22 protein-coding genes are annotated in these 24284 nt (G+C 59.5%); 5 read left to right on the top strand and 17 right to left on the bottom strand.

Translation table 11 applies throughout. The annotated features are described in order from the left end of the window. Nucleotide 1: 1 nt before the first annotated feature. The 5 genes from AC1Q6Y_RS16330 to AC1Q6Y_RS16350 form a co-directional block, all read right to left on the bottom strand. On the bottom strand, nucleotides 2-1588 hold the full coding sequence (locus tag AC1Q6Y_RS16330) for an MFS transporter (RefSeq protein ID WP_057715096.1): 1587 nt from the start codon (nucleotides 1586-1588) through the stop codon (nucleotides 2-4). A 39-nt stretch (nucleotides 1589-1627) separates the two neighbouring features. Then, the gene (locus AC1Q6Y_RS16335; protein WP_057715097.1) at nucleotides 1628-2512 is read right to left on the bottom strand and encodes a fumarylacetoacetate hydrolase family protein; all 885 of its coding nucleotides are present in this window, start codon (nucleotides 2510-2512) and stop codon (nucleotides 1628-1630) included. A gap of 1 nt (nucleotide 2513) precedes the next feature. Beyond that, nucleotides 2514-3464: a VOC family protein gene (locus tag AC1Q6Y_RS16340; protein ID WP_057715098.1), complete on the bottom strand. Its 951-nt coding sequence runs from the start codon at nucleotides 3462-3464 to the stop codon at nucleotides 2514-2516. A 66-nt stretch (nucleotides 3465-3530) separates the two neighbouring features. After that, nucleotides 3531-4289: an SDR family NAD(P)-dependent oxidoreductase gene (locus AC1Q6Y_RS16345; protein WP_057715099.1), complete on the bottom strand. Its 759-nt coding sequence runs from the start codon at nucleotides 4287-4289 to the stop codon at nucleotides 3531-3533. A 51-nt stretch (nucleotides 4290-4340) separates the two neighbouring features. Next, nucleotides 4341-4577, bottom strand: a complete 237-nt coding sequence (locus AC1Q6Y_RS16350; RefSeq protein WP_057715100.1) for a ferredoxin — start codon at nucleotides 4575-4577, stop codon at nucleotides 4341-4343. 362 nt (nucleotides 4578-4939) lie between these two features. Between AC1Q6Y_RS16350 and AC1Q6Y_RS16355 the strand changes: the two genes are divergently transcribed. The 4 genes from AC1Q6Y_RS16355 (at nucleotide 4940) to AC1Q6Y_RS16370 (ending at nucleotide 8725) form a co-directional block, all read left to right on the top strand. Beyond that, the gene (locus tag AC1Q6Y_RS16355; protein ID WP_057715101.1) at nucleotides 4940-6202 is read left to right on the top strand and encodes an MFS transporter; all 1263 of its coding nucleotides are present in this window, start codon (nucleotides 4940-4942) and stop codon (nucleotides 6200-6202) included. A gap of 26 nt (nucleotides 6203-6228) precedes the next feature. Beyond that, nucleotides 6229-6549 (top strand): 2Fe-2S iron-sulfur cluster-binding protein, encoded by a 321-nt coding sequence (locus tag AC1Q6Y_RS16360; RefSeq protein WP_057715102.1) that lies wholly within the window; start codon nucleotides 6229-6231, stop codon nucleotides 6547-6549. Between the two features lie 20 nt (nucleotides 6550-6569). After that, entirely contained in the window at nucleotides 6570-7805 is a 1236-nt protein-coding gene (locus tag AC1Q6Y_RS16365; protein ID WP_057715103.1) for an NAD(P)/FAD-dependent oxidoreductase, read from the top strand. 86 nt (nucleotides 7806-7891) lie between these two features. Next, the gene (locus AC1Q6Y_RS16370; protein ID WP_057715104.1) at nucleotides 7892-8725 is read left to right on the top strand and encodes an oxidoreductase; all 834 of its coding nucleotides are present in this window, start codon (nucleotides 7892-7894) and stop codon (nucleotides 8723-8725) included. 56 nt (nucleotides 8726-8781) lie between these two features. Here AC1Q6Y_RS16370 and AC1Q6Y_RS16375 read toward each other — a convergent pair whose 3' ends face one another. The 5 genes from AC1Q6Y_RS16375 to AC1Q6Y_RS16395 form a co-directional block, all read right to left on the bottom strand. Further along, entirely contained in the window at nucleotides 8782-9132 is a 351-nt protein-coding gene (locus AC1Q6Y_RS16375) for a nuclear transport factor 2 family protein (RefSeq protein WP_057715105.1), read from the bottom strand. A gap of 24 nt (nucleotides 9133-9156) precedes the next feature. Continuing rightward, nucleotides 9157-10458 (bottom strand): MFS transporter, encoded by a 1302-nt coding sequence (locus AC1Q6Y_RS16380; RefSeq protein WP_057715106.1) that lies wholly within the window; start codon nucleotides 10456-10458, stop codon nucleotides 9157-9159. 45 nt (nucleotides 10459-10503) lie between these two features. Beyond that, the gene (locus AC1Q6Y_RS16385; protein ID WP_057715107.1) at nucleotides 10504-11292 is read right to left on the bottom strand and encodes an SDR family NAD(P)-dependent oxidoreductase; all 789 of its coding nucleotides are present in this window, start codon (nucleotides 11290-11292) and stop codon (nucleotides 10504-10506) included. Between the two features lie 150 nt (nucleotides 11293-11442). After that, the gene (locus tag AC1Q6Y_RS16390; protein WP_020798226.1) at nucleotides 11443-12474 is read right to left on the bottom strand and encodes a hypothetical protein; all 1032 of its coding nucleotides are present in this window, start codon (nucleotides 12472-12474) and stop codon (nucleotides 11443-11445) included. Nucleotides 12475-12525: 51 nt separating this feature from the next. Continuing rightward, nucleotides 12526-13803: a cytochrome P450 gene (locus tag AC1Q6Y_RS16395; protein ID WP_198530242.1), complete on the bottom strand. Its 1278-nt coding sequence runs from the start codon at nucleotides 13801-13803 to the stop codon at nucleotides 12526-12528. Between the two features lie 173 nt (nucleotides 13804-13976). Here AC1Q6Y_RS16395 and AC1Q6Y_RS16400 point away from each other — a divergent pair, with 173 nt between their 5' ends. Continuing rightward, nucleotides 13977-14642, top strand: coding sequence for a TetR/AcrR family transcriptional regulator (locus tag AC1Q6Y_RS16400; protein WP_057715108.1), 666 nt, complete (start codon nucleotides 13977-13979; stop codon nucleotides 14640-14642). Between the two features lie 86 nt (nucleotides 14643-14728). Here the strand turns inward: AC1Q6Y_RS16400 and AC1Q6Y_RS16405 are convergent, their stop codons facing one another. From AC1Q6Y_RS16405 to AC1Q6Y_RS16435, 7 genes are all read right to left on the bottom strand, one after another. Beyond that, nucleotides 14729-16330, bottom strand: a complete 1602-nt coding sequence (locus tag AC1Q6Y_RS16405; protein ID WP_057715109.1) for a phytoene desaturase family protein — start codon at nucleotides 16328-16330, stop codon at nucleotides 14729-14731. A gap of 97 nt (nucleotides 16331-16427) precedes the next feature. Beyond that, the gene (locus tag AC1Q6Y_RS16410) at nucleotides 16428-17249 is read right to left on the bottom strand and encodes an SDR family NAD(P)-dependent oxidoreductase (protein WP_057715110.1); all 822 of its coding nucleotides are present in this window, start codon (nucleotides 17247-17249) and stop codon (nucleotides 16428-16430) included. A gap of 33 nt (nucleotides 17250-17282) precedes the next feature. Further along, entirely contained in the window at nucleotides 17283-18101 is an 819-nt protein-coding gene (locus tag AC1Q6Y_RS16415; protein ID WP_057715111.1) for an enoyl-CoA hydratase/isomerase family protein, read from the bottom strand. After that, nucleotides 18098-19069, bottom strand: a complete 972-nt coding sequence (locus AC1Q6Y_RS16420; RefSeq protein WP_057715112.1) for a VOC family protein — start codon at nucleotides 19067-19069, stop codon at nucleotides 18098-18100. The genes AC1Q6Y_RS16415 and AC1Q6Y_RS16420 overlap by 4 nt, the downstream gene beginning before the upstream one ends. Nucleotides 19070-19116: 47 nt before the next feature. Then, a complete protein-coding gene (locus AC1Q6Y_RS16425; protein WP_057715113.1) occupies nucleotides 19117-21648 on the bottom strand; it encodes an efflux RND transporter permease subunit in 2532 nt (843 codons plus the stop codon). A gap of 35 nt (nucleotides 21649-21683) precedes the next feature. After that, nucleotides 21684-22814: a WD40/YVTN/BNR-like repeat-containing protein gene (locus tag AC1Q6Y_RS16430; RefSeq protein ID WP_057715114.1), complete on the bottom strand. Its 1131-nt coding sequence runs from the start codon at nucleotides 22812-22814 to the stop codon at nucleotides 21684-21686. 95 nt (nucleotides 22815-22909) lie between these two features. Further along, complete coding sequence (locus AC1Q6Y_RS16435) at nucleotides 22910-24268, bottom strand: DUF1329 domain-containing protein (protein WP_057715115.1); 1359 nt, start codon at nucleotides 24266-24268, stop codon at nucleotides 22910-22912. Nucleotides 24269-24284 lie beyond the last annotated feature (16 nt).

The raw sequence follows: 24284 nt of genomic DNA on the forward strand, positions 1-24284 counted from the left end.
TTCAGTCGGATTGTCTGACCAGAGGCTGATGGATCAGCCGGCGGGTTTGCAGGTCCTCGCGACGAAAACGCTCGATGAGACGCTCCTGGGCATGGTCAGCCTGAGTCACCCGTGTCTGCTGGCGCAAATACTCCAGCCAGGATTCGACAATAAATCGCTCGCTGTAGAGCTGCGGGTTGGCCATGTCGCGGTACAGGCGCCAGTTCTGCGCACCGTTGCGCCGGCGCGCCTTGCCTACTGCGTATACGGCAGCCAGGAAGTCGTCGCAGTCCGGCGCCGTCACCTGGTACACGATCTCCACCGAGACCGGTCCATCGGCATGGGTCACCGGGCTGGCCAGCTGGAGTTTGTCGGTCAATTGCACCTCGGCAAAATCTGCCTCCTGACCCAGCTCCACACGGCCGTTACGGGTCAGCAGAATGCCGACCAGCAACAAAAGCGTCGAGAGCAGCAGGCTCTGGCTCAGCCCCAGATACTCGGCCAGCGCACCCCAGATCGCACCGCCGGCGGCCATCGAACCCATGAGGATCAATACATAGACCGATGCAACCCGGGCGCGCACCCAGTTGGCGGCGTACGTTTGCACAACCGTGGAAATGGTCGCATTGACCGCCATCCACCCAAACCCTGCAAGCAACATCATCGCGCAGACCCCATAGCGATTATGGGACAGCGCGGCAGTGAGGGTCGCGAGGGCAAAGGCAATGACGCCGCACACCAGCAAATGCCGCATATTCAATACGCGGTACAGACGCGGCAAGTTGAGCGCCGCCAGCACGGCACCCGCTCCAAGAAACGCCATGAGCAAGCCATAACCACCGGCGTCCATGCCCAATTCCTGCTTGGCCACCAATGGCATCAATGCCCACAAAGCGCTAGCGCTGCTGGTGAATACCAACACCTGCTTCATGGCGCTGAACAATACCGCCGAATGGCGGATGTAACGCAGGCCACTGCGCATGCCTCCGGTCAGGGTTTCCGGTGGCAAGCCCACGGCTGGCGGGTTGGGTACCAGGCGAAAGAGGAAGAGCAGCACCGAGAACATGCACAGCGCGATGGCCAGAAACACCGAAGTGGTGTTCCAGTAAGCAATCAACGCACCGGCCAGCGCCGGCCCCAAAGCGCGGGTCGCGTTGATGGAAATGCCGTTCAACGACACGGCCGCCGGCACCTGGTCGCGGGAAAGTACACCGACCATGGTCACCATCCACGCCGACATTCCCAATGCACTGCCGGTACCCAGGACAAAGGTGAACGCCAATAATCCCCAGGTTTCCAGGTGAGCGCTGTACGCCAACCCGCACAGCACCAGCGCGGCGAACAGCATCATGCACTGCGTAATAATGAGCCAACCGCGACGGTCCACCCGATCGGCAATCACGCCACCCGGAAAGGCAAACAGGAAGACCGGCAGGGTCACAGCGGTTTGCACCAGGGAGACCATCGCCGCAGACGTGGTCAATGTGGTCATGATCCACGCAGCAGCGACCGTCTGCATCCAGATCGCCATATTGACCACAGCGCCCGCCAGCCATAGGCCGCGGAACGCTCTATTGCGAAACGGCGCCCACGCCGAACCCTCGCTCATCATCACTCCTCAGCGTCTATACCGGTCAAAATCAGGGGTTTACTTATCCAGCGGCTGGCCCAGTCGCCCCACCGCGCGCGCGGGGCTCAGCTGGCGTGGTGCTGCAATGGTATTGCGCAGTCGGCCGATGCCTTCGATTTGCGCCTCGACCCGGTCACCCGACTGCAAAAAGCGCCCGCTTTCCAGACCCACCCCGTGGGTGGAACCGGTAAACACCAGGTCACCCGGCCGCAGACTGATACGTGCATCCAGATAATTGAGCAACTCATCCAGGCTAAAAATCATCTGCCGGGTGTTGTCTTGCTGGCGCAGTTCATCGTTGACACTCAGGCGCATCTCCAATGCCGGCTGCCCCGCTACACCCAGTTCATCCACCGTGACAATCCATGGCCCCACCGGAGTGGCGCGATCCATGGCTTTCTGGGTCAACAGGTCCAGGCGCCCAATCTGCTTGCCGGCATCCCGCGCACTGATGTCATTGCCCACCGTGTACCCCAGCAGACAGTCGCTGGCATGAGGCTCATCCAGCAACGGGCGGCCCACGACAGCGACCAGTTCCACCTCGTAATCGAGCTGGGTGGTCAGCGGCGAATAATCGATCTCGTCATCAGCACCGACCAGCGCTGACTCAGGCTTCATGTACGCCAGCGGGTGCGCCGGCGCATCACTGCCCAGGCGCTTGAGGTGGCTCAGGTAATTGAGGCCCACACCAAAAACCCGACTGCCCGGCTCCAGCGGCGCAAGCAGACGTGCAGCCGACAACGGTAACCATTCGTCAGCAAGGTCGAGGATGTCTGGTGCAAGCTTCGCCCCCAACCCGGCCCACTGGGCGAATGGCGCATTGATCCGCCTAAGCCGATCCGACTGCGCATCCAGCAACGCCCAGAACGCCTGCCCGGCTACCTCGACCCGCGCCAGGCGCATCTCAGTGTCTGGCCAGGTAGATGGGCAGATACTCGGCGTCGAGCACTTCTTCCGGTGTCTTGACGCTGGCCCCGAGAATCGGGCCGACCATTTCGTGGCCCCACAGGCTGAGTTTTTCCGGGTTCAACTCATAAGGGTCGCCTTGCCATGGCTCGATTTCCGCAATGGTCTCGAAGGCAAAGCCGGACGGGTTGAAATGGTAGAACGACAGGTGCGGATCCTGGGCATGCTGACCGAGGGTCATCATCATCGGCAGTTCGCGCTGGCGCACGATGTCGTAGGTTTCACCGACATCACGCACGTTGCGCACAAACAGCCCGACATGTTGCACGCCCATGCGTCCCGGGCCGTGGCCATAAGCGATGTCGTGACTGGTGTGATGATTGAGTTTGGAGCGGAAAAATCCGGTGCGCCCTTTGCCCGCGCCGGCGCCATACCAGCTGAAGCCCATGACGTTGAGCAGGAAGTCTTCCAGTTCCGGCGTGTAGTCCGGGGTGATCAGCACCACGTGGCCTGCCCCACGTTCGTCGGCCAGGAAACCACTGTGTGGACGCCCTGGCTGGAACGAGCGCGGCAGCCATTTTTGCCCGTAAAAGAGTTCGTGCTGATACCCCACCGGGTCGCGGAAGCGCACCAGTTCGCGAACACCACGCTTTTCACAGAGCTGAGCATCGCCACGGGTGAATTCGACATTGGCCGCGGCCAACTTCTTGATGCCGTCCTCGAACGCCATGCGCCCCACCGCTTCCCAGCCGATATAGGCAATTCGGTCAACTTTACCCGGATGGAACGCCAAACGATGACGGCGATCGTCGATTTTGAAGTACAGTGACTCAGGGTCACTCTCGGGATTCTTGCCGATACCAAAGCCCATCACCTGCGGGCCGTACTCACGCCACGCCTCGAGATTGGGGGTTTCGAAGCCCATGTAACCGATACCGATGATGTCCACGTTATTCACCTTGTTATTGTTCGAGATGAAAGGGTGCCAATGGCACCTGCACTGACGCCGCGTGTGTCAGACCGCGAGTAACCCGCCGTCGATGACGAAGTCCGAACCTGTAATGAACGAAGCTTCATCCGAGGCGACGAATACCGCCATGGCCACCACTTCTTCGGGTTCGCCGGGACGGTCCATCAATACACCGTCCAGCAGCATGGCGCGCATTTTCGGGTCTTCCAGAAACGGCCGGGTACCCGGCGTGGCGACAAAGCCCGGGCTCAGGCTGACCGCACGGATACCAAACGGTGCGCCTTCCACGGCCAACTGGCGAGTGAAAGAGACCACGGCGCCCTTGGCGGCCGAATGCGCGGCAATACCGGCGACTTTCGAACCGCCCCAGGCCGCGGTAGACGACACGTTGATGATCACTCCGCGCTGCTCGGCCAAGTGCTGCCAGGCGTACTTGGTGGTGTAGAACAGCAGGTCGATTTCGTTGCGCATGGTGAACTGCCAATCTTCGATCGACATCTCGCTGACCAGCCCGAAACGTGCGGCGGAAGCGTTGTTGTAGAGGACGTCGATGCGTCCGTGCTCAGCGACGGCGGCATCGATCCAGGTCTTGGCCTGTTGGTGATCGCCCAAGTCCACGGGCGCCGAACCATACAGGGTAAACCCCTCGGCCCGCATCAAGGCTGCAGTCTCTTCATGGCCTTCGGCGTTAAAGTCGCAGCCGACCACAATCGCCCCTTCGCGGGCAAAACGCAGCGCCGCAGCGCGGCCCTGGCCACCGCCGGTCCCGGTAATCAATGCGACTTTGTTGTGTAACCGTCCCATCCGCACATCCTCAACTCTGTGGTTATCACGTGACGACTGACGCTCACGCCATTAAACGGCTTCGTCTTCCTGGGTGATGGGCTCAAGCCAAATGGCCTCCGCCGGGCAGGCGGCAGCCCCTTCACGGGCCTCCTCCTCCAGTTCCGGTGGAACACGAGCATCGTCCATGTATACCAAGCCATCGGCATCAAGTTTGTACAGGCTTGGGCAGATCGCGGCACACAAACCATAACCACAGCAGCGGCTACGGTCTGCCACGGCTTTGAATTGCGCTTTTTCTGAACTCATTTTTGTCTCCTTTATCAGGTCCAGTCTCAGCAAATTATGAACACTATTTTATTTTATGTGCAATTAATTTTTAACGCGGATATGCTGCCATCTATCCGCTGTCGCAAAACACTGGTCTGGAATCCAAATGGATAAAAAACAGCAGGATGTTGAACACGACCGGATGCAGATTGATTGAAAGGTGGGTTCAACGCAGGAAATTCGTTTGTCTTTGAGTCAGATAGCTGTGCTGGACAAAGGGGATTTTCTGATTTTATTCTGAATAAAAAACCAGATTCTGTTCAAAGAATTTGCTGGCGGTGGTCCACATCACCATCCAAAGCAGTGCTTGGCTCAACAAAACCTATAAGGAAGCCAACTGAATGCACCCGTCCAAGAACGAAGCGGCCATTGATCTTCATGAGTTCCGGCAAAGCTGGAAGATCCTGATGTTGGCTGTCGCCGGTGTCGCCATCAGCATCAACGCCGCCCTGCTCTACGGCTTCGGCACCCTGGTCGTACCACTGGGCGATGCCTTTGGTTGGAGTAAAAGCGAACTGCAGGCCTGCATCACCTTCCTGTTTGGCGGCGCCGTGGTGTCCTTGCAACTGGTGGGTTGGTTCAACCTGCGCTACGGCATGAAGCGCGTCACGGTGATTTCCCTGCTGTTGTTGTCGCTCGGCTACCTGGCGACCACTCAACTGACCCAATCGATCTGGTCGATGTACATTGCCTTTGCGTTGCTGCCCATCGTCGGCATGGGCGCCCTGGCGGTCACCTGGACGCAATTGATCAGCCTGTGGTTCGACAAAAATCGTGGCCTGGCGCTGGCCATCGGGCTGTCCGGTACTGGCGTCACTGCCGCCACCATTCCCCGCCTGATGGCGTGGGGCATTGAGCAATGGGACTGGCGAGCGGCCTTCGTGATTCTCGCGCTTCTCAACCTGCTGGTACTACTGCCGCTGATTCTGCTGTGGTTCAAGCTACCCGCTGCGGTGGGTAACCGTAATGACGGCAGTGCGCTGGAGCAATTGCCCGGCATGGGTTTTCGTGAAGGCATGGGCTCGCTGAAATTCTGGACCTGCAACCTGGCACTCGGCCTGGTGATTTCTTCGATTGTCGGCATGGTCACCAGCACCGTGCCCATGCTGCAAGCCAGAGGTTTGTCCGCTGCGCAAGCCGCCACCATCTTCAGTGGTTTTGGTATCTCGCTGATCTTCGGGCGCATGTTGATCGGCTACCTGCTCGATCGGCTATGGCCGCCAGCGGTGTCTGCGCTCAGCCTCGTGCTGCCCGCTATCGGGTGTTTCATCTACCTGAGCCCCACCAACGAATTTGCCCCCCTGCTGCTGGCGGCCGTACTGGTCGGTTTCGGCGCCGGGGCAGAGTTCGACATTGCCGCCTTCCTGATCGCCCGCTACTTCGGTTTACGCGAATACGGCCGTCTGTTTGGCGTCCATCAGGGCTTGAATACCGTGGCCTCGGCACTGGCGCCGTTGCTCTTCGCCTACATGCTGGCACGCACCGGTTCTTATACCTCGATGCTGGTATACAGCGCTGCTTGCTGCCTGATCGGCCCCTTGTTGTTGCTGACCCTGGGGCGAGTGCCACGCTTCAACGCACAAACAATTCCAAGTCAATCCTGAGCCCCCAACAAGAATCGGAGCAGAACATGCCCACTTTGACGTTTATCGAACACAACGGCACGGCCCATCAGGTCAAAGGCGACGTAGGTCAATCGGTGATGCAAGCCGCTACATTCGCCTCAGTGCCGGGCATTCCTGCCGACTGCGGCGGCGCCTGCAGCTGCGCCACCTGCCACACCTATGTCGACGAGGCCTGGCTGAGCAAGGTGCAAGCCGCTGAAGGCATGGAAAACGACATGCTCGAATACGCGTTCGAGCGCCGTGACAACAGCCGCTTGAGCTGCCAGTTGATCATCAGCCAAGAGATGGACGGCATGGTCCTGCACCTGCCGTCGTCGCAATTCTGAATGCGCTTGAAGGAGCTAACATGACCCTCGCCTCAGTCGTTATCGTCGGTGCTGGCCAAGCCGGTTTTCAGGTCGCTGCCTCCTTGCGTCAGGAAGGCTATGACGGGCGCATTACCCTGATTGGCGATGAGCCAGGCCTACCCTATCAGCGGCCGCCATTGTCCAAGGCCTACTTGCTCGGCAAGATCCAGGGGACCAATCTGCTGTTCCGTCCCGCTGAGTTTTATGCCACCCAACGCATTGAACTGCTGCATGACCAGGCGACGGCAATTGACCGCCAGAACGGTCGCGTAGTGTTGGCCTCCGGTGAGGCGATCAGCTATGACCACCTGGTATTGGCCACGGGTGCACACAACCGGCCGCTGCCGGTGCCAGGCGCCGAGCTGCCTCAGGTATTCGGCATCAAAACCAAAGCCGATGCCGATGCCTTGGCGCCACTGGCTAAAGAAGCGCGCAATGTGGTGGTGATCGGCGCCGGGTTCATCGGTCTGGAGTTTGCCGCGGTAGCCGCAGCACAGGGGGCCAATGTCCATGTGCTGGAACTGGCCGAGCGGCCAATGGCCCGTGCCGTGTCGCGGGAAATGTCGGAGTTGTTCCGCCAGGCCCATGAAGCCTGGGGTGTGCATTTCGACTTCCGCCAGGGCTTGAGTCGCATCGATGGCGACAACGGCAAGGTCTGCGCCGTGCAAACCGCTGACGGACGTGCCCTGCCTGCCGACCTCGTGGTGTTTGGTATCGGTGTGATCCCCAATGCCCAACTGGCAACCGAAGCGGGTCTGGCCATCGAGAACGGCATCAAGGTCGACGCCAACCTGCTCACCTCTGACCCGCGAATTTCCGCATTGGGCGATGTCGCCAGTTTCCCGTGCCTGCAAAACGATGAACAGCACACGCGTCTCGAGTCGGTGCAGAACGCCATCGACCAGGCCCGCGCAGTGGCCGCACGGTTGATGGGTAAACCGGCGCCTTACGGCGCCCTGCCCTGGTTCTGGACCGATCAGGGTGACCTGAAACTACAGATTGCCGGACTCTCCAACGGCTACGACAGCACTGTTGTCCTCGGGTCTCCCCAAGACAAACAACTTTCCGTGCTGTGTTTCCGCAATGACCGCCTGGTAGCCGTTGAATCCTGCAATCGCATGGGCGATCACATGGCCGCGCGCAAGATTCTCGCCCGCGCGCCCAAGTTGTCGGCAGCCGAAGCCGCCGCTGACGGTTTCGACCTGAAAGCCTGGGAAGCGGCCAACCGCGACTGAGCGCCGCATGGACAGGTAAAACCCGCAGCCGCGCCCGCCTCCGAGCTGACGCGGCTTTTTTTTTGCATAACGACTGGAGCGATGCAATGAACAAAGTCTGGTTTATTACCGGTGCCGCCCGAGGCTTGGGCGCCGCCATTGCCAAAGCCGCCTTGGCTGACGGTGACCGCGTGGTGGTCAGTGGCCGACGTATCGAACCACTGGAAGATGCCTTCGCCGAGTTCGGTGAGCGCGTTTTGGCGGTGGCCCTGGATGTGACCAACGAAGCCCAGGCACTGACTGCCGTAGAGACTGCCGTCGCGCGATTTGGCCGAATCGATGTGCTGGTCAACAACGCCGGCTATGGGCAACTGGCACCCTTTGAAGACAATCTTGCCAGTGAAGCCGACAGCCAGTTCGCGACCAACGTGTTTGGTGTCTTCAACGTCTGCCGTGCCGTGTTGCCCGTCATGCGTGCGCAACGCAGTGGTCACGTATTCAACGTGTCCTCAATGGGCGGTGTGGTGGGGATGGGCGGTGCGGCGCTGTACTGCGCGTCGAAATTTGCCGTGGAGGGTTTTTCCGAATCCCTGAGCCTGGAAGTGGCGCAGTTCGGCATCAAGGTAACGCTAGTGGAACCCGGGGTTTTCCGTACCGACTTCCTCGACCCCAGCTCCGCTGTCTTTGGTACCCGTGGGCTGGAGGATTACGCCGCACTCACGGCCAAGGTCAAAGGCGCTTCGGCCGCCTACAACCACCAGCAAACCGGCAACCCGGCGAAACTGGGAGACGCGCTGGTTCACCTGGTTAACAGTGAACATCCGCCGTTGCGTTACCTGGCCGGCTCCGACGCTTACCTGCAAGTCAGCAACAAGCTCAACAATATGCTCGCGCAAATCGAGCTGTGGCGACAGCTTTCCTATTCCACCGACGGTGTATAAGCCGCCAGTGCGCACAACCTTTATGACAAGGCTGTGCGCACCCGGGCGATCAACCCTTACTGGTTGATGAAATAACGCACAAACAACTGCCCTTCTTCGAACCGATACAACTCGATTGTTTCGATGCCGCCTTCCTGCTCGCGAAAGGCATTCAGGTGATGGCACGCGGCTTCGTTGCCATTAACGATGCACTGCCGCACCTCGACGCGAATCTTCGGTTGCTGTTGCGCCCACATGCCTTCCAGGACCTGCCAGGCATCGTGCTGTGGTTTGCCGACGTATTCGATACTCAAGCCATTGGCCGAGACGCTGCGGTAATGTGCAAAAAAGCCCTCTTTATCGCCTTTGTTCCAGCAGTCGATCTGGCCGTGCAGGAAGTGCTCGATTGCGTGTTTGTCCATGCTCATATCACGTTCGTCCTCGGGTGGGGTTCAGGCGTGTTGCCGTTGTTGTAGAGTGTGCTGAAGCGCCAGAAATGCCGGTTCCATCTTCAACCACAACAAAATGCTCGGGCCGATAATGGCGCAGCAGAAACAGCACACCAGCACCGCCGAATAACTGCCGTAAGTATCGTAAAGATGGCCGAACAACATGGGCACCAGCCCGGCAGCAATGGTGATCAGGCACAGGTGCAAACCGAAGATACGCGCGTAGTCTTTCAGGCCGAAATAACGTGCCATCAGGAATGCCGCCAGATCGAATTCAGCCCCGGCACTTGCGCCGATACAAAGAGTGGCAAGCACCATTAACGGTGTGCTCTGCGCCCCGCCAAAGAGAAAGATCGCGCAGCCCAGCGCAGGCAGTGCCAGGCTCACCGCAGCCACCAGAGAAGGTGAAAAGCGGTCGAGCATGTAGCCCACCAACAGACGCCCGCCGATGATGGAAATACCAAAGGTACTGAATATCTGGCTGGCTTGCTGGCCGCTCAAGCCTTTGCTTTGCAACATCGGCACCATGTTGGTCACCATGCCTACGGTCAACGATACCGAAAGGATCAGCGCGATGTTAAAGCCCCAGTATTTCCCGGAGCGCAACGCTTGTTGGAAGGACATGCCGGCCAGTTCCGGGAGTTCCTTCTGTGTCGTCGCTTCAGTGCTGGCGTGCGGCGCCGGCATGCGCAACCACATCAAAGACAAGGGCAGCGTAAACAGCAGCGGCATCGCCCCCAATGCAATAAAACCCGCCTGCCAGCCATAGACGGCAATCAACCGCGACAGTAGCGGCGGCAGAATCATCGCCACCAGCCCGGTTCCACATAGAATCACTGCCAGCGCCAGACCCCGGTTGCGCTCGAACCAGAGGTTGACCAATTGCGTCCAGGTGATCGCAATGGTGCCGGCACAGACGATCGGCATGCTGAAAAACGCCAGGTACAACCAACCAATCGAGCCCTGAATTTGGGTGATCGCAAAATAACCGACGATCTGCAGCACGATCGAAACAATCGCCACTCGACGCAAACCGAAACGGCGGTAGAGCCAGCCGACCAACTGCGTAGAAATCGCCACACCGGCGAACAGGAAGGTGATCGAAGCCTGCAAGTCGCCACGGCTCCAGCCGAAGGCCTGCTCCAGCGGAATAACCAGGGTGCCGAAGGCATACAGCAGCGCAGCGGAAAGGCTGGTGCAGATGCCAAACAGACCCAGCAGTACCACGCGCCAGCCGCGCTTGAACTCGGAGAAATCATTGCCACCGTGGGCGGTATTGCTGCTGTTGCGTGTCTCAATTGTCATGACCTGACTCCCGGCGCGGGCCGCCATCGCGGACGCGCGACATGATTAGTGGCCCTTGAGGATTTCTTCGACTTTGGGCAGCGCGATCATGGTGGCGCCACCATCCACCAACAACGACGTGCCGGTGATATAGGAGGCCTCGTTGGAAGTGAGAAACATCACGGCATTGGCAATATCAGCGGACTCGCCCAGGCGCCCAACCGGGAAGTGTGCGGCGAGTTTGTGCGGCAGTTCATTGCCCAGGGTTTCCAGCATGTGGTCAGTGCCAATCAGCCCAGGTTCGACGACGTTGACCAGGATATTCATGGCGCCGAACTCCACCGCCAAACCACGGGCGAACGCATTCATGAATGCTTTGCTCGAACTATAGGCAATCAGTCGTGGTGTGTATTTGCGGTTGGCTTCGCCGGAGGAGATGTAAATCAGCCGGCCTTTGTCGGCTGCTTTGGACAGGTAAGGTGCGCTGTCCTTGGCCAGCCAGAACAACGACTGGATATTGCTGCGAACAATGTGATCGAAGGTGTCATCGGCCATTTCGGCGATCAGCCCGTGACTGGTGTCGGCGGCGCAATGCACCACGATATCCAGGGAGCCAAAATGTTCTACGCCGCCCTGCACCATCGACTTGATCGCCTCACGATCGGCGATGTCTCCACCGACCAGGCAGGCTTCACCGCCCAGAGCCTTGATTTGCTCGATTGTTTCTTCGCCGTATCGAGCGGTGCGTGCCGACACCACCACTTTGGCGCCCTCACGGGCATAGGCCAGGGCAATGGCGCGGCCCATGCCTCGACCGGCACCGGTGACCAGTACGACTTTGTCGCGGAATTTCATCGTGATTCCTCTTTATTGTTATTAGTTGAGGCTTTTTGTGGGAGCGAGCCTGCTCGCGATGTTTCTGAACGATAACGCGCCAAGCCTGAAGCCCCGCGGTGCTCTCAGGTTTTTCGCGAGCAGGCTCGCTCCTACAGGGGGTTCACTGATTTAGAGGTCCTTGCCTGGAACGTTACGGGCCGAGCCGTTACGCCGGTCCGACTCGCCCCAGCCCAGCCAGTGCGAAGGCTCGCGGGTATCGCCAACCCGACGCCAGCGCCCTTCCTGCTGCGCCGTGACCGGGAAACCGCCAACGAAGTCGATCATTTCGCCCTTCTCGTCAGGCAGGAATTCCCACTCCTCCTTGCCTTCGAGCACGATTTTGGCCGACTTCAAAAAGTAGCTACCGTCCTTGTGCTCGGTGTGCCCTTCGATATCGGTGGTGACCCGCACCTCGCCTTTTTCATTGTTGAAAATGGCGTAACCCAGGTGGTCGTGACCGACCATGAAAGAACCGGTATCCCACGTGCCGTCTTTATAAACGGTGACAAAGGACCACCAGATCACATGCTTGTTGTTGTTCACCACCAAGTCTTTCTTGAAGTGGATGGCGCCGCCTTCAGCCATGTAGAACTGGTCCAGCGCCATGGCGCCTTTTACCGGGCGCCCCTCGCAGACACCGGCGATATCCCACAACTGTGAAACGTAAAAGGTGCCCCACTCCACACCCGGCAAGTACCACTGCAAACCGGGTCCGAGCAGACGACCTTCGAGATGAAACAAGCCTTCTTCTTTCCAGGTCAGGCGTTCGCTGCTGGCCGTGATTTCCCAGCCATTACCGGCTTCACCCGGTTGGCTGGCCCAGCGTGCGGTATCACCTTCCAGGCTATGCACAGGCAGTGGCGTCAGTGCCTGGCGGGCCATTTTTTCGTGGTCCATGCGCAGGTGAACGTTGTCGACGTGGTTGTTCAGGTAGTAGAACTTGGTCGGGTTCGGCGTGCCATTGGGCGCCATCAGCGACCGCACGAATGAATAGATGTTGCCCTGTTCATCGCGCACCGAGCCGAACGGCGAGCTCTTGCTCAAATGCAGGCCGAAGAAGCCGCGCTCGGCAGACATCGAAGCGCCAGTGACCTTGTGCGGCCCGACCAGTTGCTGGAAGCCGAAATCACCGCGTTCTGGAATGGTTTTGAACGTTCTCATACTGCCCTCTGTTGTTTTTATCAAGGCCTGGAAACGGATTGGAATCGTGGGTCAGTCCCAGATCACCGGGAGTGTCGACACGCCGCGCAACTGCGCGCCGCCGATCTGCGGGACGGGCTGGGTCGGGTCGAGGCGCAAGTTGGGGAACAGATCGAGGATCGCGTTGACCGCGCAGCTGATTTCGACCTTGGCAACGAACTGACCGATGCACATGTGCGGACCGAAGCCAAAACCAAAAGAGGGTTTTGGCTTGCGGTCGATGTCGAAGACATCCGGGTTTTCAAAAGCGTCTTCGTCGCGGTTGGCGGACACCACCATGCACTGGACGAATGAACCTTTGGGGATCTTCACACCATGAAATTCCACTTCCTTGGCGGTTTCGCGCACTTTGAAAGTGGCGACCGGTTCAAAACGGGTGGTTTCGTCCATCAGCTTGCCAATCAGCGAGCGGTCGGCCTTGACGCGTTCGAGCAAGCCGGGCGTGGTGAGCAACAAGGTCATTACCGAGCCGAACATGCGCGTGGTAGTTTCCCCGGCCGCCGGCAACAACGAGCGAGTGAAGGTGATCACTTCATGGTCATCCAGCGTGCGCCCTTCGTATTCCGCGCGCAGCAAACGACCGACCACGTCATCGCCCTGGCTGCCCTCGGCGCGACGTTGCACCACGACCTCGGCCAGTGCGTCGTAAAGACCCTTGACGGCGATGCCGGCCTGACGCCGCGCTTCGACCATCTTGCTCGGGTCGATCTGGTTGCCGCCGACAATGGCCAAGGCCCAGGCCGCATATTGTTTGTACTTGGACGGTTCATCCGAGGGGAAGCCCATCAAGGCGTACATGATGCGAATCGGCAGCTCGAGGCCGAACTTCATCAGGTCGGCTTTCTTTGCCGGCAACATTGGCTGGATGTACTCCTCGCGGATCACCTGGTCGATCTGCGGGCGCCACTTGTTCACGGTCTCGGGCATGAATGCCGGTTGCAGCAAGGCGCGCACCTTGCGGTGTTCGTCACCGTCCATGGCCAGAATGATCAAGCCATCGAAAAACGCGCCCAGACCTTCGGCAATAAAGCCGCTGGTGTAGGTCGCACCATCGCGCAGAACAGTCATCACGTCCTGGTATTTGAACAAGGCGAAGGTCGGGCGAGTGCCCTGCTGGGTACCGGCATTGGTTGGCACCCCGAATTGAGTAATGAAATCGCCTTCATAGATGGGTGACTTCAACCGTTGCTCGCGGCACACCGCATGAATATCCAGGTCAGTACCGCGATACATTTCCGATACGGCGGAATACGCGGTGGCCAGGTCCAGTGCTGCGCTTTCGTTGCTCATCAGGTTCTCCTGTCTTGTTTTTATTGCTCTTGCACACCAAGATTGCCCGGCTGCCAATCCATGGTATGCGGTTGTGTCTGCACCGGTACTGCGCTTCGTTTGACTCTGGGTCAAACGATGGCGCCCGGGTATATGCTTCAAGGTGTGACCCCATTCAACAGGAGGAGTACGAGGTGGCGGTGAAGGCAGGAGAAGGTGGCGAACAGGGCAAACGCAATACGATGAATCGCCTGCTCGCTGCTGCGCGCGTGGAGTTCGCCAAGAAAGGCCTGGCCGGTGCGCGCGTGGAAGAAATAGCCCGGGATGCCGGGGTCACCAAGCAACTGGTCTACCACTACTACAACTCCAAGGAAGGGCTGTTTGTCGCGGTACTGGATGAATCCTCGGACAACATCATGTCGGAGCTGGTCAACCTCAAGGTTGAAGAGCTGCCACCGCCTCAGGCGATGCGCACCGTGCTCAATCACTTCTTCGACCAATACCGGTTTGACCCCTTCCTCGGCAGCCTGGCGCTGGAAGGCATCCGCTACCACGACACCCACGAAACACCGCGTAACCATTTTCTTGAAATGGCACCGAAGCTGATCGCCAAGCTCGACGCGATCCTGGTCCGTGGGGCCGCCAGTGGTGATTTTCGTGCGGACATCAACCCGCGCCTGTTGCTGGCCAGCGCATCGCTGGTGACCACAGGCTGGTTCACCAACCGCTACTCCATGTCCGCACTGGCCGGCCTGGATACCGACTCGGCAGAAGGCATGGCCACCTGGCGCCAGTACTCGGCAGATTTTGTCCTGGCGAGTATTTCGTTGGGTGCAGAAAAAAACGCCGGCAGCGTTTAACCGCTGGCAGCGTCTTTCTTGATGCACTGAACCCGTGGCAAGGGAGCAAGTTCACTCGCCACACAAGCTCAACGCTCGTACTGGCGCTACCTGTTTTTCTGCAGGTACTTGCTCACCCGTTTGGCCGCCAACCGCCCTGCCATGCCGTTGACCCCACCACCGGGATGTATGCCGGCACTGCCCAGATACAACCCCGCCACTGGCAAGGTATCGCCGCCCAAACCGTACGCAGGGCGCATGGTGCTTGAGCGCATGGAGGTGGTGTCGATATGCACCACGCAGCCATTGACCGTGTTCAAGCGCGCGGTAAAGTCCGGTGCGGCCTCGATGTGTCGGCCTAGCACCTGCCCTTCGATCCCTTCTATATAGTCGTACAGCTGTTCCTGTACCTGGTCGGCCACTCGCTCACGCAAAGCGTCCCAGCCTTCGTTAGGGTTAACCGGCATCACCGGAGGGTAGATGTACAACACGTCCTGACCGGCCGGCGCTTGTGAAGGGTCGGCGGCGCTCGGTGCGGCCACGGTGATGTAGGGCAACTTCGGTACCTCGCCTCGGGCGCAAGCGGCGAAGTTTTCCAGCACCGCCTCTTCGGTACCGATCAACATCACGGTTTTACGCAGATCCACACCGTCGCCGCGAATGGCAGCAAAACGTGGCACGGAAATCTGCCCGCGCAAGGCAAGATCCACCTTCAGTGGTCCCGATCCCTTGCCGTTGGCTGGTGCCATGGCGATGCGGGTGAGCAAGTGTTGGGGAATTTCACCACGGGTGACCATATCCAGCGCAGGCTTGGGGTGACAGCCGGCAATCACCGCACGGGCCATGAACTGGCGACCATCAGCCAGTTTCACCCCTTTTATCCGGCCATCCTTGGCCACGATTTCACTGACGCTGGCCGACACCAGCACCTGACCACCCAGCTCTTCCAGACGCGCCTGCATGGCGTTGCTCAACTGCTGCATGCCCCCCAGGACACGACCCACACCAAAACGATGGAGGAAACCGAGCAAGGCGTAATAAATGCCACCGCCATCGGCGCTGATATCACCCGCCAGACCGGTCAGTGCACACATCGCGGAAATGGTCACTGGATGCTCGAAGCGCTCACGCGCGGCCTGCAGCGCGGACCCGGTCATCAGCGCCATCAGTTCGGGCTTTAAGGCTTTGTGTTTGATCGCGGTGCCGAGCATCTTCAGCTTCACACCCAGGTTGGTCTTCGCCGGGTCGACGCGCATCATCGGCAGCGCAATGTCGAGGAACATGTCGATGACCTTCATGAACTCAAGAAACGCCTCGGCGTCCTTGCTGCTGAAGCGACGAATCTCGGCAGCGGTTTTCTCACGGTCACGCCAGAAAATCAGCGACTGCCCATCCGGATGCAAATACACATACCCCGGCGCGAGCTCCACCGATTTGAAACCGTGGCGCTCCAGCCCGAGTTCCGCCGGCACATGGGAATGCACACGCATCGACATCATGTCCAGGGCACAGGGGTGGACCAGGTGCTGCGGCGCTTCGGGTATCAGATAGCCCGATGACGCCATGCCGCCGACCTTGTCCAACGCTTCGAGCACCAGCACTTTCTTGCCTTCCATGCCCAGGTAACAGCCAGCCGAAAGGCCATTGGTGCCACCGCCGACGACGATCACATCGAAGTCGGTATTTCCCGCTTTGTGGTTCTGATTCATCACTTGCTTCCATGACGTAATTCAACCACGGCGGCGCGCGGCGGCTGTGGTGGCGAAGTACAGCCCCAGCGCACCGGACGGCGCACCGAGGCAAACGTTACATGCCGGTGCGACCCATCTGCGCGAACAACGCGCGCATCGCAACCAGGGATGGCGTGTGGCTGCTGAAACCACCGTCGGCGACCAGGGTAGTACCCGTGACGAAGGAGGATTCGTCACTGGCCAGGAACGCCACCACATCGGCGATCTGCCGAGGCGTGCCCAGCTCGGCGGTGCAATGGTTGTCGCGCAGAATGTCGAGCAAGGGTTCAGGCATGGCGTGTTCCGAAGGCGCCAGTCCGATCTGCACGGCGTTGCCGCGAATGCCTTGCTTGCCGTACTGCGAGGCCACCATGCGTGGCAGCATCATCAGCCCCGCCTTGGAAGTGGCGTAGCCGGTCAGGGACATATCGCCCTGCATGCCCAGACCCGAGGTGGCGAAGATGATCGAGCCCTTGCCGTTCTCCAGCATCACCGGAATCACATGCTTGGTGCACAGCACGGCGCCACGCAGGTTGACGGCGATGGCGCGGTCCCAGGCCTGCATGTCGAGGTTGACGAAATCGCGGTCCAGCTGGCGTTGCTCGGCATTCAGGATCGCCGCGTTGTTGTGCAAGATGTCGATACGGCCAAAACGCTCTTTCACCTGGGCAACCATTGCCCGCACGTCGTCTTCCGAGGACACATCGGTGGCAATCGCCAAGGCCTGATGGCCCTCGGCGACCAAGGATTGGGCAACGGCTGTCGCCCCTTCGAAATTGATATCGACCACGGCAATACTCGCGCCATGCGATGCCAGTACCCGTGCGCATTCGGCGCCCAGGCCGCCACCGGAGCCGGTAATAATGGCCACTCGTCCTGCCAGTTTTCCTGTACTCATGCCCTTATCCTTTTTGTTTTAGGGAGTGGCGTTTTATTCGCCGGTAAAACGCGGTTCGCGCCGTTCGCTGAAAGCCTGGGCCGCTTCGCGAGCGTCCTTGGTCGGGGCCAACAAGGCGAACAGATCAAGCTCCAGGTCCAAGCCACGCTTGAGATCCATTTCCAGTGCCGCCCGCGCAGCCTGTTTGACAAAGGCGGACGCGGTGGGTGGCTTACTGGCGATGCGCTGGGCAAAAGCCCGCACTTCTTGCACAAGGTTGGCACTGTCACTGGCCAGTCGACTGACCAGACCAATGCGCTGCGCCTGCTCGGCGCCCACACGGTCACCGGTGAGCAACATGTCCAGTGCCTGACCCGGTGCCACCACTCGGGAGAGTCGTTGTGTGCCGCCGCCACCGGGGATCAGCCCCAGACCGGTTTCCGGCAAGGCGAACACGGCATCGGGAGCGGCGAAACGGATGTCGCACGCCAGCACCAATTCCAGCCCGCCACCCATGCAGTAGCCATGAATGGCGGCGATCACCGGCTTGGTGATGCCGTCGAGGGTTTCGATCCAGCGTACGTTTTCCATGCGCTGGCGAACTTGCAAGCTGGACTCGGGGCCGCGGCGTTCCTTGATATCGGCGCCCGCACAAAAGCCCCGGTCGCCTTCCCCGCGAATCACGATCACGCGAATGTCCGGGTCCTGCTGCAACAACGCCAGTGCCTGCGGCACGCCTTGGCGGATCTCGTCGTTGATGGCGTTGATCTGCCGGGGACGGGTCAGTACCACCCAGCCCACCATGGCATCGCGCTCCAGGCGCACCGCATCGTTGATCAGCACGGGAGGCTGCTGGTTTTGCGCTGTACTCATGCAGGGCACTCCTCGAACTCGAAGACCTGACCATTGAGTTCTTGTGGATCGATCTTGATCAATGGACGACCACCCACGGCCTCCGAGGACTCGATCCACTGGAACCGGGTGCCGCGCGCACGCAGATCTTCCGCCTTGGCAGCCAGGTCATTGACACCAATACGGATGTAATACGGACCCGGACCCCAGTTATTGACGTAGTGACCGGCGTCGGTGTTCCAATAGGTCGCCTCGAGTACATCGAGGGTGGCACTGTTGGGCACGGTGAACCCCATGCGCGCACGGCGGTAGCCTTCGCTGCGGATGTTCTCCACCGGACCGCTCGGTTCCCAGTCGAGGTTGGTCGATACCTTGCGCAAGGTTTCATCAAGGTCACGGACCAGGAAGCCACGGGCCGTCACGCGTACCATGTCGCCGGGTTTGAGATCGCGTGGTTGCACCGGTGGCAACTGGTAGGTTTCCGGCGGCATCTGCAATGGCTCGGTCGGCATGATTTCAATGCACAGGCCACCGTCCACGGATGGCTGGTAGTACGGCTGCTCGGGAGTAGCACCCAGCCACAGACGGTCGAACGGCATTTCCGGGGTGCGCTGTGCCATGCGGAACGGCAAGCGCCGGCGCATCAGTTTGTCCACCAGTGCGTCGAACTTGTCCCCGTGCAGGGCCAGCACGATGGAGTGAGTGATCATCGGCCGATGATGACCCTGGAAATCTTTCAGGCTTTCCAGAAAGTCATGGAACAACGGGTCGCCGGGGTTCGGCCGATCCAGGTGCCACTGCGGTTCGATGCGCGTTGGCGACACCGCCAGGGATTTGTGTACCCGCAGAAAATGCGCGATGTACGGGTGATTGTCGAACGCCTGGCGCCAGCGTTCGTGCTTGTAGATCCCGAGCTTGTCGACCAACATTTCCGTCATGCCGTCCGGGTCCGGAACCATCATGTCGGCACTCATCAGTAACTCGAACATACTTCTCTCCTTGCAATTGCCAGCCTGGGCCTGTGCCCGGCTATTAGTCAGAGGGCACGCCGGGGTAAGGCGAGCTCAGTCAATGAGTGGGTCGGTGCGCCGGCTGCGGGCTTACGCGGTTCCTGCTGCGCGCGGGCGTCTTCGAGGTCCAAGGTCACTCCGGCCTTGGAGTTGCCCTTGGGATTTAGCAGGTAATGCGACAGGGCCGGGATCAACACCAGTGCACCGAGCATGTTCCAGAGGAACATGAAGGTCAGCAGGATGCCCATGTCGGCCTGGAACTTGATCGGCGACCAGGCCCAGGTAATCACCCCGGCCGCCATGGTCAGGCCCACCAGTGCGACCACACGGCCGGTGAAGTCCAGCGAGCGGCGATAAGCCACCGCCAGGCTGCCACCACGCTCCTGCACCGCCAGTTGCACACTGAGCAGATACAGCGCGTAGTCCACACCCACACCAACACCCACGGCGATGACCGGCAAGGTGGCCACCTTGAGGCCGATTCCCAACCAGACCATCAACGCCTTGCAGATGATCGTGGTCATCAGCAACGGAATCAGCGCCACCAGGGTTGCGCGCCAGCTGCGGAAGGTCAGCAGGCAGAGCAATGCCGTGGCACCATACACCGCCAGGTACATGGTGATGATGCCCTTCTCCACCTCGATGTTGGTGGCGGCCTCGATGCCGGCATTACCCGCAGCCAAGAGGAACTCCACCGGCTGTTCAGCGCCGACGACACTGTTGTTTTCCTTGGCGAATTCTTCGGAGACCTGCAAGACCCGGCTCAGGGTGTCGGCCTTGTGGTCAGCCAGATAGGCAATCATCGGGGTCACCGAGCACTGCTGGTTGGTGATCCCCGGGGCGGAAATCATCGCCGCATCCACCGCCGAGTTGGTGATCGCCTGGTCACGGCTGATACTCAGCCATTTCGGGCTGCCTTCGGCCATGCCGGAGCTGATCATCCGTACGGTTTCTGCCAGCGACTGGGTGGTTTGTACACCTGGTGTCTGACGCAGGCGCCAGGCCAGCTTGTCCATGCTTTGCAGCGACTGGTACAGGCGGCAGCTGTCTTCATTGGTCTTCATGATGACCACGAACTGGTCACTGGAAAGCCCGTAATGACTGGTGATGTAGGCGTTATCGCGGTTATAGCGCGAATCCGCTCGCAACTCCGGCGCACCGGGGTCCAGGTCACCGACCTTGAGATGCATCATCACTACGCTACCCGCCAGGGTCACCAGCAGCGACACGGCGATCACCGCGGTGGCCATCGGCCGTTCGGTGAACCGGTCGAGGCCGCTCCACAGACGCCCCAGAAAACCTTTGTTTTCTGCGCCGGCCTGGTCTTTGGCGATGGCGATACGCGCAGCTTTTTCACTGACGCCCAGATAGGACAGCGCCACCGGAATCAGCAGCAACTTGGTGAAAATCAGCACGGCGACGCCGATGCTGGTGGTCAGGGCCAGGTCGCGGATCACCGGGATATCGATGATCACCAGCACGGCAAAACCAACGATATTGGTCAGAAGTGCGGTAAGACCCGTGAGGAACAAACGGCGGAAGGTATAGCGCGCGGCAATGTATTTATGGGTGCCACGGCCAATGTCCTGAAGGATGCCGTTCATCTTCTGCGTGCCATGGGAAATGCCGATGGCAAAAATCAGGAACGGCACCAGAATCGAATACGGGTCCAGTTCGTAGCCGAGGATTTGCATCAAGCCCAGCAGCCACACCACGCCCGCCACTGCCACGCTTACCAGCAACAAAGTGCTGCGCAGGCAACGGGTGTAGAAATAGACGAACAGCCCGGCAATCACCACGGAGGCGCCAAAGAACAGCATCACCGAATACAGGCCGTCGATCAGGTCGCCGACCAGCTTGCTGAAGCCGACGATATGGATGCCGACCTTGTCGCTTTCCAGTGAGCGAATCTGTGCTTCCAGTTGCTTGGAGAAATCCCCGTAGTCCAGTGGTTTACCGGTCTGCGGATTGGTATCGAGCAACGGCGCGACAATCATGCTCGACTGGCTGTCGTTGGCCACCAGGTTGCCGACAATGCCGGCGCGCATGATGTTGCGGCGCAGGGCCTTGATCGACTTGTCGCTGCCGTCGTAATCGGAAGGCATCACCGCACCGCCATCGATGCCCTCCTCCGTCACTTCTTTCCAGCGGACGATGGGCATCCACAGCGACTTCATCCAGGAACGGTCGATACCCGGGATGAGGTACAGGGTGTCGTTGACCTTCTGCAGCGCCAGCAAGTAGTCGGCGTCGTAGATATCACCGGTCTTGTTTTCGACCACCACGCGAATGCTGTTACCCAACCCCGGAAGCTGGTCTTTATAGGCCAGGTAATTCTTGATATAGGGGCTGGAGCTGGGGATCATTTTCTCGAAGCTGGCATTCACTTGCAGCCGTGTAGCAAAGAAGCCCAACACCACGGTGGCGAGCAAGCAGGCAATGACGACCAACATGCGATGCCGGAAAATCACCCGTTCAAACCAGCCTCCGGAGCTCTTGTCAAAGTCCTCCAGGTTGGCAATCACTGGCATCCCGCTGTTGAATTTTTGCTCGACCATTTTTTCTTTCTCGTAGGGGAATCGTGCCGAGGGCGTCAGTTGGCCTGGGCGATATCGATGACCTTGGCGCCGCTAAAGCGCGTGACAACCAGGCTCCCAGCCTGACTGGTGGCACTGGCTGCATACACCTCGCCCATTCGCGCATCCGCCAGGGGCGTGACTTGCAAACTCTGTCGATCAACGCTGATCAGTTGCCCGCCCTGGCTCACGACGATCAAGGCGTTGCCCTGCTCGACAATGCTAACCAGGCTGCTATTGAGGTTGGTTTCCACGGCCTGCCATTGCTGTCCGTCATCGCGGCTGGCAAACAGGTTGCCGCGCAGCCCGTAAGCCAGCAGCAAATGATCGTAGGCGCGGACGCCGAAGTAGGTGCCGGTATAGGGCGTGTCGATTTTCACGAAACGTTGTTGCTGACGATCCAGGCGCATCAACAGCCCCTGTTCGCCGCTGATATAGAAAGTGTCCGCGTTCTGAGCCAGGCCATACAGGTGCATGCGCCGCTCATTGTCACTGCGCTCGATCCACGGCTCCCAGTTCTGGCCGTTGTCAGTGCTGTGCAACAACAGCCCAAAGGCACCCACGGCAAAGCCGTTGCCTTGTTCATCGAACATCACATCCAGAAAAGGTGCAGCCAGTACGCCTGGGGTCGCCGAGGTACCGGCGGACATTGCAACTTCCTTGACCACCGCGGCTGCGGACTCGTCGCCTTTTTCGGCCCGCGGACCGTAGTAAGCATTGAGCAACGTCAACAGGCGGCGCCCGTCGAGTTGTACTTGCCAGCTGTGGCCGCCATCAGTGGTGTGCAGCACCAGGGCATCGTGGCCGACAATCCAGCCATTACGCTCGTCGCGAAACCGTACTTGCACCAGATCGCTTGACACCGGACTGTCGACCTGCTGCCAGGTTCGTCCCGCGTCGGTGGAACGCTGGATCAATCCGTGGAGGCCGACACTGATCATCGCATCGCCAGCCCTGGCGACCGACAACAAGGGTGCGGGCAAACGCTCGTCCACCCGTTGCGCCGGCACGTCCAGCGAGTCGGTGGACGTCGTGGCCGCGCTATAGGCAGGCACGGTCAACAACGAACTCGTGCCAACGATCAACGCGACAGCCAGCAGCAGGCGCGACCTGGCGAGAAGAAGAGAAGCAGGGCAAAGGCTAATCATTATTTTTATTCCTTGACCATCCCGCATGGCAAAACTCTCCTGCTCTGCCCGTCAGGCTTGATGCGCAAACCGACGGGCAGGACAGGCGACTCATATCAGCGTTGAGTGACCCGGGCTACGATGGCTTCAGGGTTCATGTCGCGCTCGCTGAGCGGTTTGTCATAGAACTTGTAACCACCTTTGAGCCCATCGTTGAGCAACGCGTACATGCCTTTGTTGAAGTCATAAACGACGTTTTTCACGTTGTAGGGAATGTTCTTGTCGTAAAGCTGCACGCCACTGAGGAAGATCGAGCGATACAACGCGCCGCTCTTGTCCCAGGCGTCATACAGGCCAACGCCAAAGGTGTCTTCATCCAGGTAATAGGTGCGTTTGTTGTAGACATGGCGCATGCCCGGCTTCAACGTTGCCTCCACGACCCACACCCGATGCAGCTCCCAACGCTCGTTGGCCGGGTTGGCGTGGTGCGGCATGAACTGATCTTCCTGCTTGGTACCGAAGTAGAACTTGTAGGCGTTGTACGGGATGTACATCTCCTTTTTGCCGACCAGTTTGTAGTCGAACCGGTCCTGGCTGCCGGAGAACATTTGCAGTTCGTCGAACAGGGTCACTCCGCCCTGACTGGCCACGGGTGTATCAAAGGCAAACTCTGGAGCCAGCTTGACCCGACGCTGACCTGGGGAGTAGCTGAAGGAGCGACGTGCCTTGGCCAGTGGATCGAGGAAGTCGTTCAGCACCACGACTTCACCGGAGCGCCGCGCCGGATAGTCATTGCGCGAGAACACCCTGGCATACATCAGCGGATCACGGTCCGCCTGGGTGACCTGGTAGTACGGCGTTTCTTCGAAGGTCGCCTGTTCGGCGGTCTTGGTGATCGAACCATTGGCATCGACAACCCAACTGTTCGAAGACGAGGTCGTCGAGTAGCCGGTGCCGATCTTGTAGCGCACCTGCTGGTTCCACATCACTTCGTTGCCGTTCTTTGGAATCGGGAACGGCAAGCCGCCACGGCAGGATGGATCGACCGCCAGACCGTCCTTCTGAATCGTGCAACTGGTAGCGTTGCGCACGGTGGAATCGAGCACGGCCTGGGGATAGGCGGTCGTACGGTGGCTTGGATAAATGTCGATGTAATACGTCGGGTACTTCTTGATCAGGGTCTTTTGCCCTTCACTGAGCTTGTCCGCGTACTGGTCGACGTTTTTGGCATCGATGCGAAACAGTGGCTTTTCATCCTTGAACGGATCGACCCAGAATCCGCTGTCGGGTACGAAGCCGGCCGGCGCCTTGGTCAGGCCACCGTCATAGGCAGGGATGGTGCCCTCGGCGTTACCCGCCTTGATCGCCCCGAACGGGGTGAGGCTTTTGCCCAGTTCGGAAGCGTCACCGCCTGCCGCCAGGGTGTAGGTCGCCATGCTCATCAGGGCAATGGATAAGGCAAGTTGTCGTTTCATGAACACATTCTCCGAT

Source organism: Pseudomonas sp. GW823-FHT06E10, from assembly GCF_058794995.1.

Coding starts and splice junctions, on each gene's coding strand:
- AC1Q6Y_RS16330 (WP_057715096.1), bottom strand. CDS start 1,588: ATGAGCGAGGGTTCGGCGTGGGCGCCGTTTCGCAATAGAGCGTTCCGC.
- AC1Q6Y_RS16335 (WP_057715097.1), bottom strand. CDS start 2,512: ATGCGCCTGGCGCGGGTCGAGGTAGCCGGGCAGGCGTTCTGGGCGTTG.
- AC1Q6Y_RS16345 (WP_057715099.1), bottom strand. CDS start 4,289: ATGGGACGGTTACACAACAAAGTCGCATTGATTACCGGGACCGGCGGT.
- AC1Q6Y_RS16350 (WP_057715100.1), bottom strand. CDS start 4,577: ATGAGTTCAGAAAAAGCGCAATTCAAAGCCGTGGCAGACCGTAGCCGC.
- AC1Q6Y_RS16355 (WP_057715101.1), top strand. CDS start 4,940: ATGCACCCGTCCAAGAACGAAGCGGCCATTGATCTTCATGAGTTCCGG.
- AC1Q6Y_RS16360 (WP_057715102.1), top strand. CDS start 6,229: ATGCCCACTTTGACGTTTATCGAACACAACGGCACGGCCCATCAGGTC.
- AC1Q6Y_RS16365 (WP_057715103.1), top strand. CDS start 6,570: ATGACCCTCGCCTCAGTCGTTATCGTCGGTGCTGGCCAAGCCGGTTTT.
- AC1Q6Y_RS16370 (WP_057715104.1), top strand. CDS start 7,892: ATGAACAAAGTCTGGTTTATTACCGGTGCCGCCCGAGGCTTGGGCGCC.
- AC1Q6Y_RS16375 (WP_057715105.1), bottom strand. CDS start 9,132: ATGAGCATGGACAAACACGCAATCGAGCACTTCCTGCACGGCCAGATC.
- AC1Q6Y_RS16380 (WP_057715106.1), bottom strand. CDS start 10,458: ATGACAATTGAGACACGCAACAGCAGCAATACCGCCCACGGTGGCAAT.
- AC1Q6Y_RS16385 (WP_057715107.1), bottom strand. CDS start 11,292: ATGAAATTCCGCGACAAAGTCGTACTGGTCACCGGTGCCGGTCGAGGC.
- AC1Q6Y_RS16390 (WP_020798226.1), bottom strand. CDS start 12,474: ATGAGAACGTTCAAAACCATTCCAGAACGCGGTGATTTCGGCTTCCAG.
- AC1Q6Y_RS16395 (WP_198530242.1), bottom strand. CDS start 13,803: ATGAGCAACGAAAGCGCAGCACTGGACCTGGCCACCGCGTATTCCGCC.
- AC1Q6Y_RS16405 (WP_057715109.1), bottom strand. CDS start 16,330: ATGAATCAGAACCACAAAGCGGGAAATACCGACTTCGATGTGATCGTC.
- AC1Q6Y_RS16410 (WP_057715110.1), bottom strand. CDS start 17,249: ATGAGTACAGGAAAACTGGCAGGACGAGTGGCCATTATTACCGGCTCC.
- AC1Q6Y_RS16415 (WP_057715111.1), bottom strand. CDS start 18,101: ATGAGTACAGCGCAAAACCAGCAGCCTCCCGTGCTGATCAACGATGCG.
- AC1Q6Y_RS16420 (WP_057715112.1), bottom strand. CDS start 19,069: ATGTTCGAGTTACTGATGAGTGCCGACATGATGGTTCCGGACCCGGAC.
- AC1Q6Y_RS16425 (WP_057715113.1), bottom strand. CDS start 21,648: ATGGTCGAGCAAAAATTCAACAGCGGGATGCCAGTGATTGCCAACCTG.
- AC1Q6Y_RS16430 (WP_057715114.1), bottom strand. CDS start 22,814: ATGATTAGCCTTTGCCCTGCTTCTCTTCTTCTCGCCAGGTCGCGCCTG.
- AC1Q6Y_RS16435 (WP_057715115.1), bottom strand. CDS start 24,268: ATGAAACGACAACTTGCCTTATCCATTGCCCTGATGAGCATGGCGACC.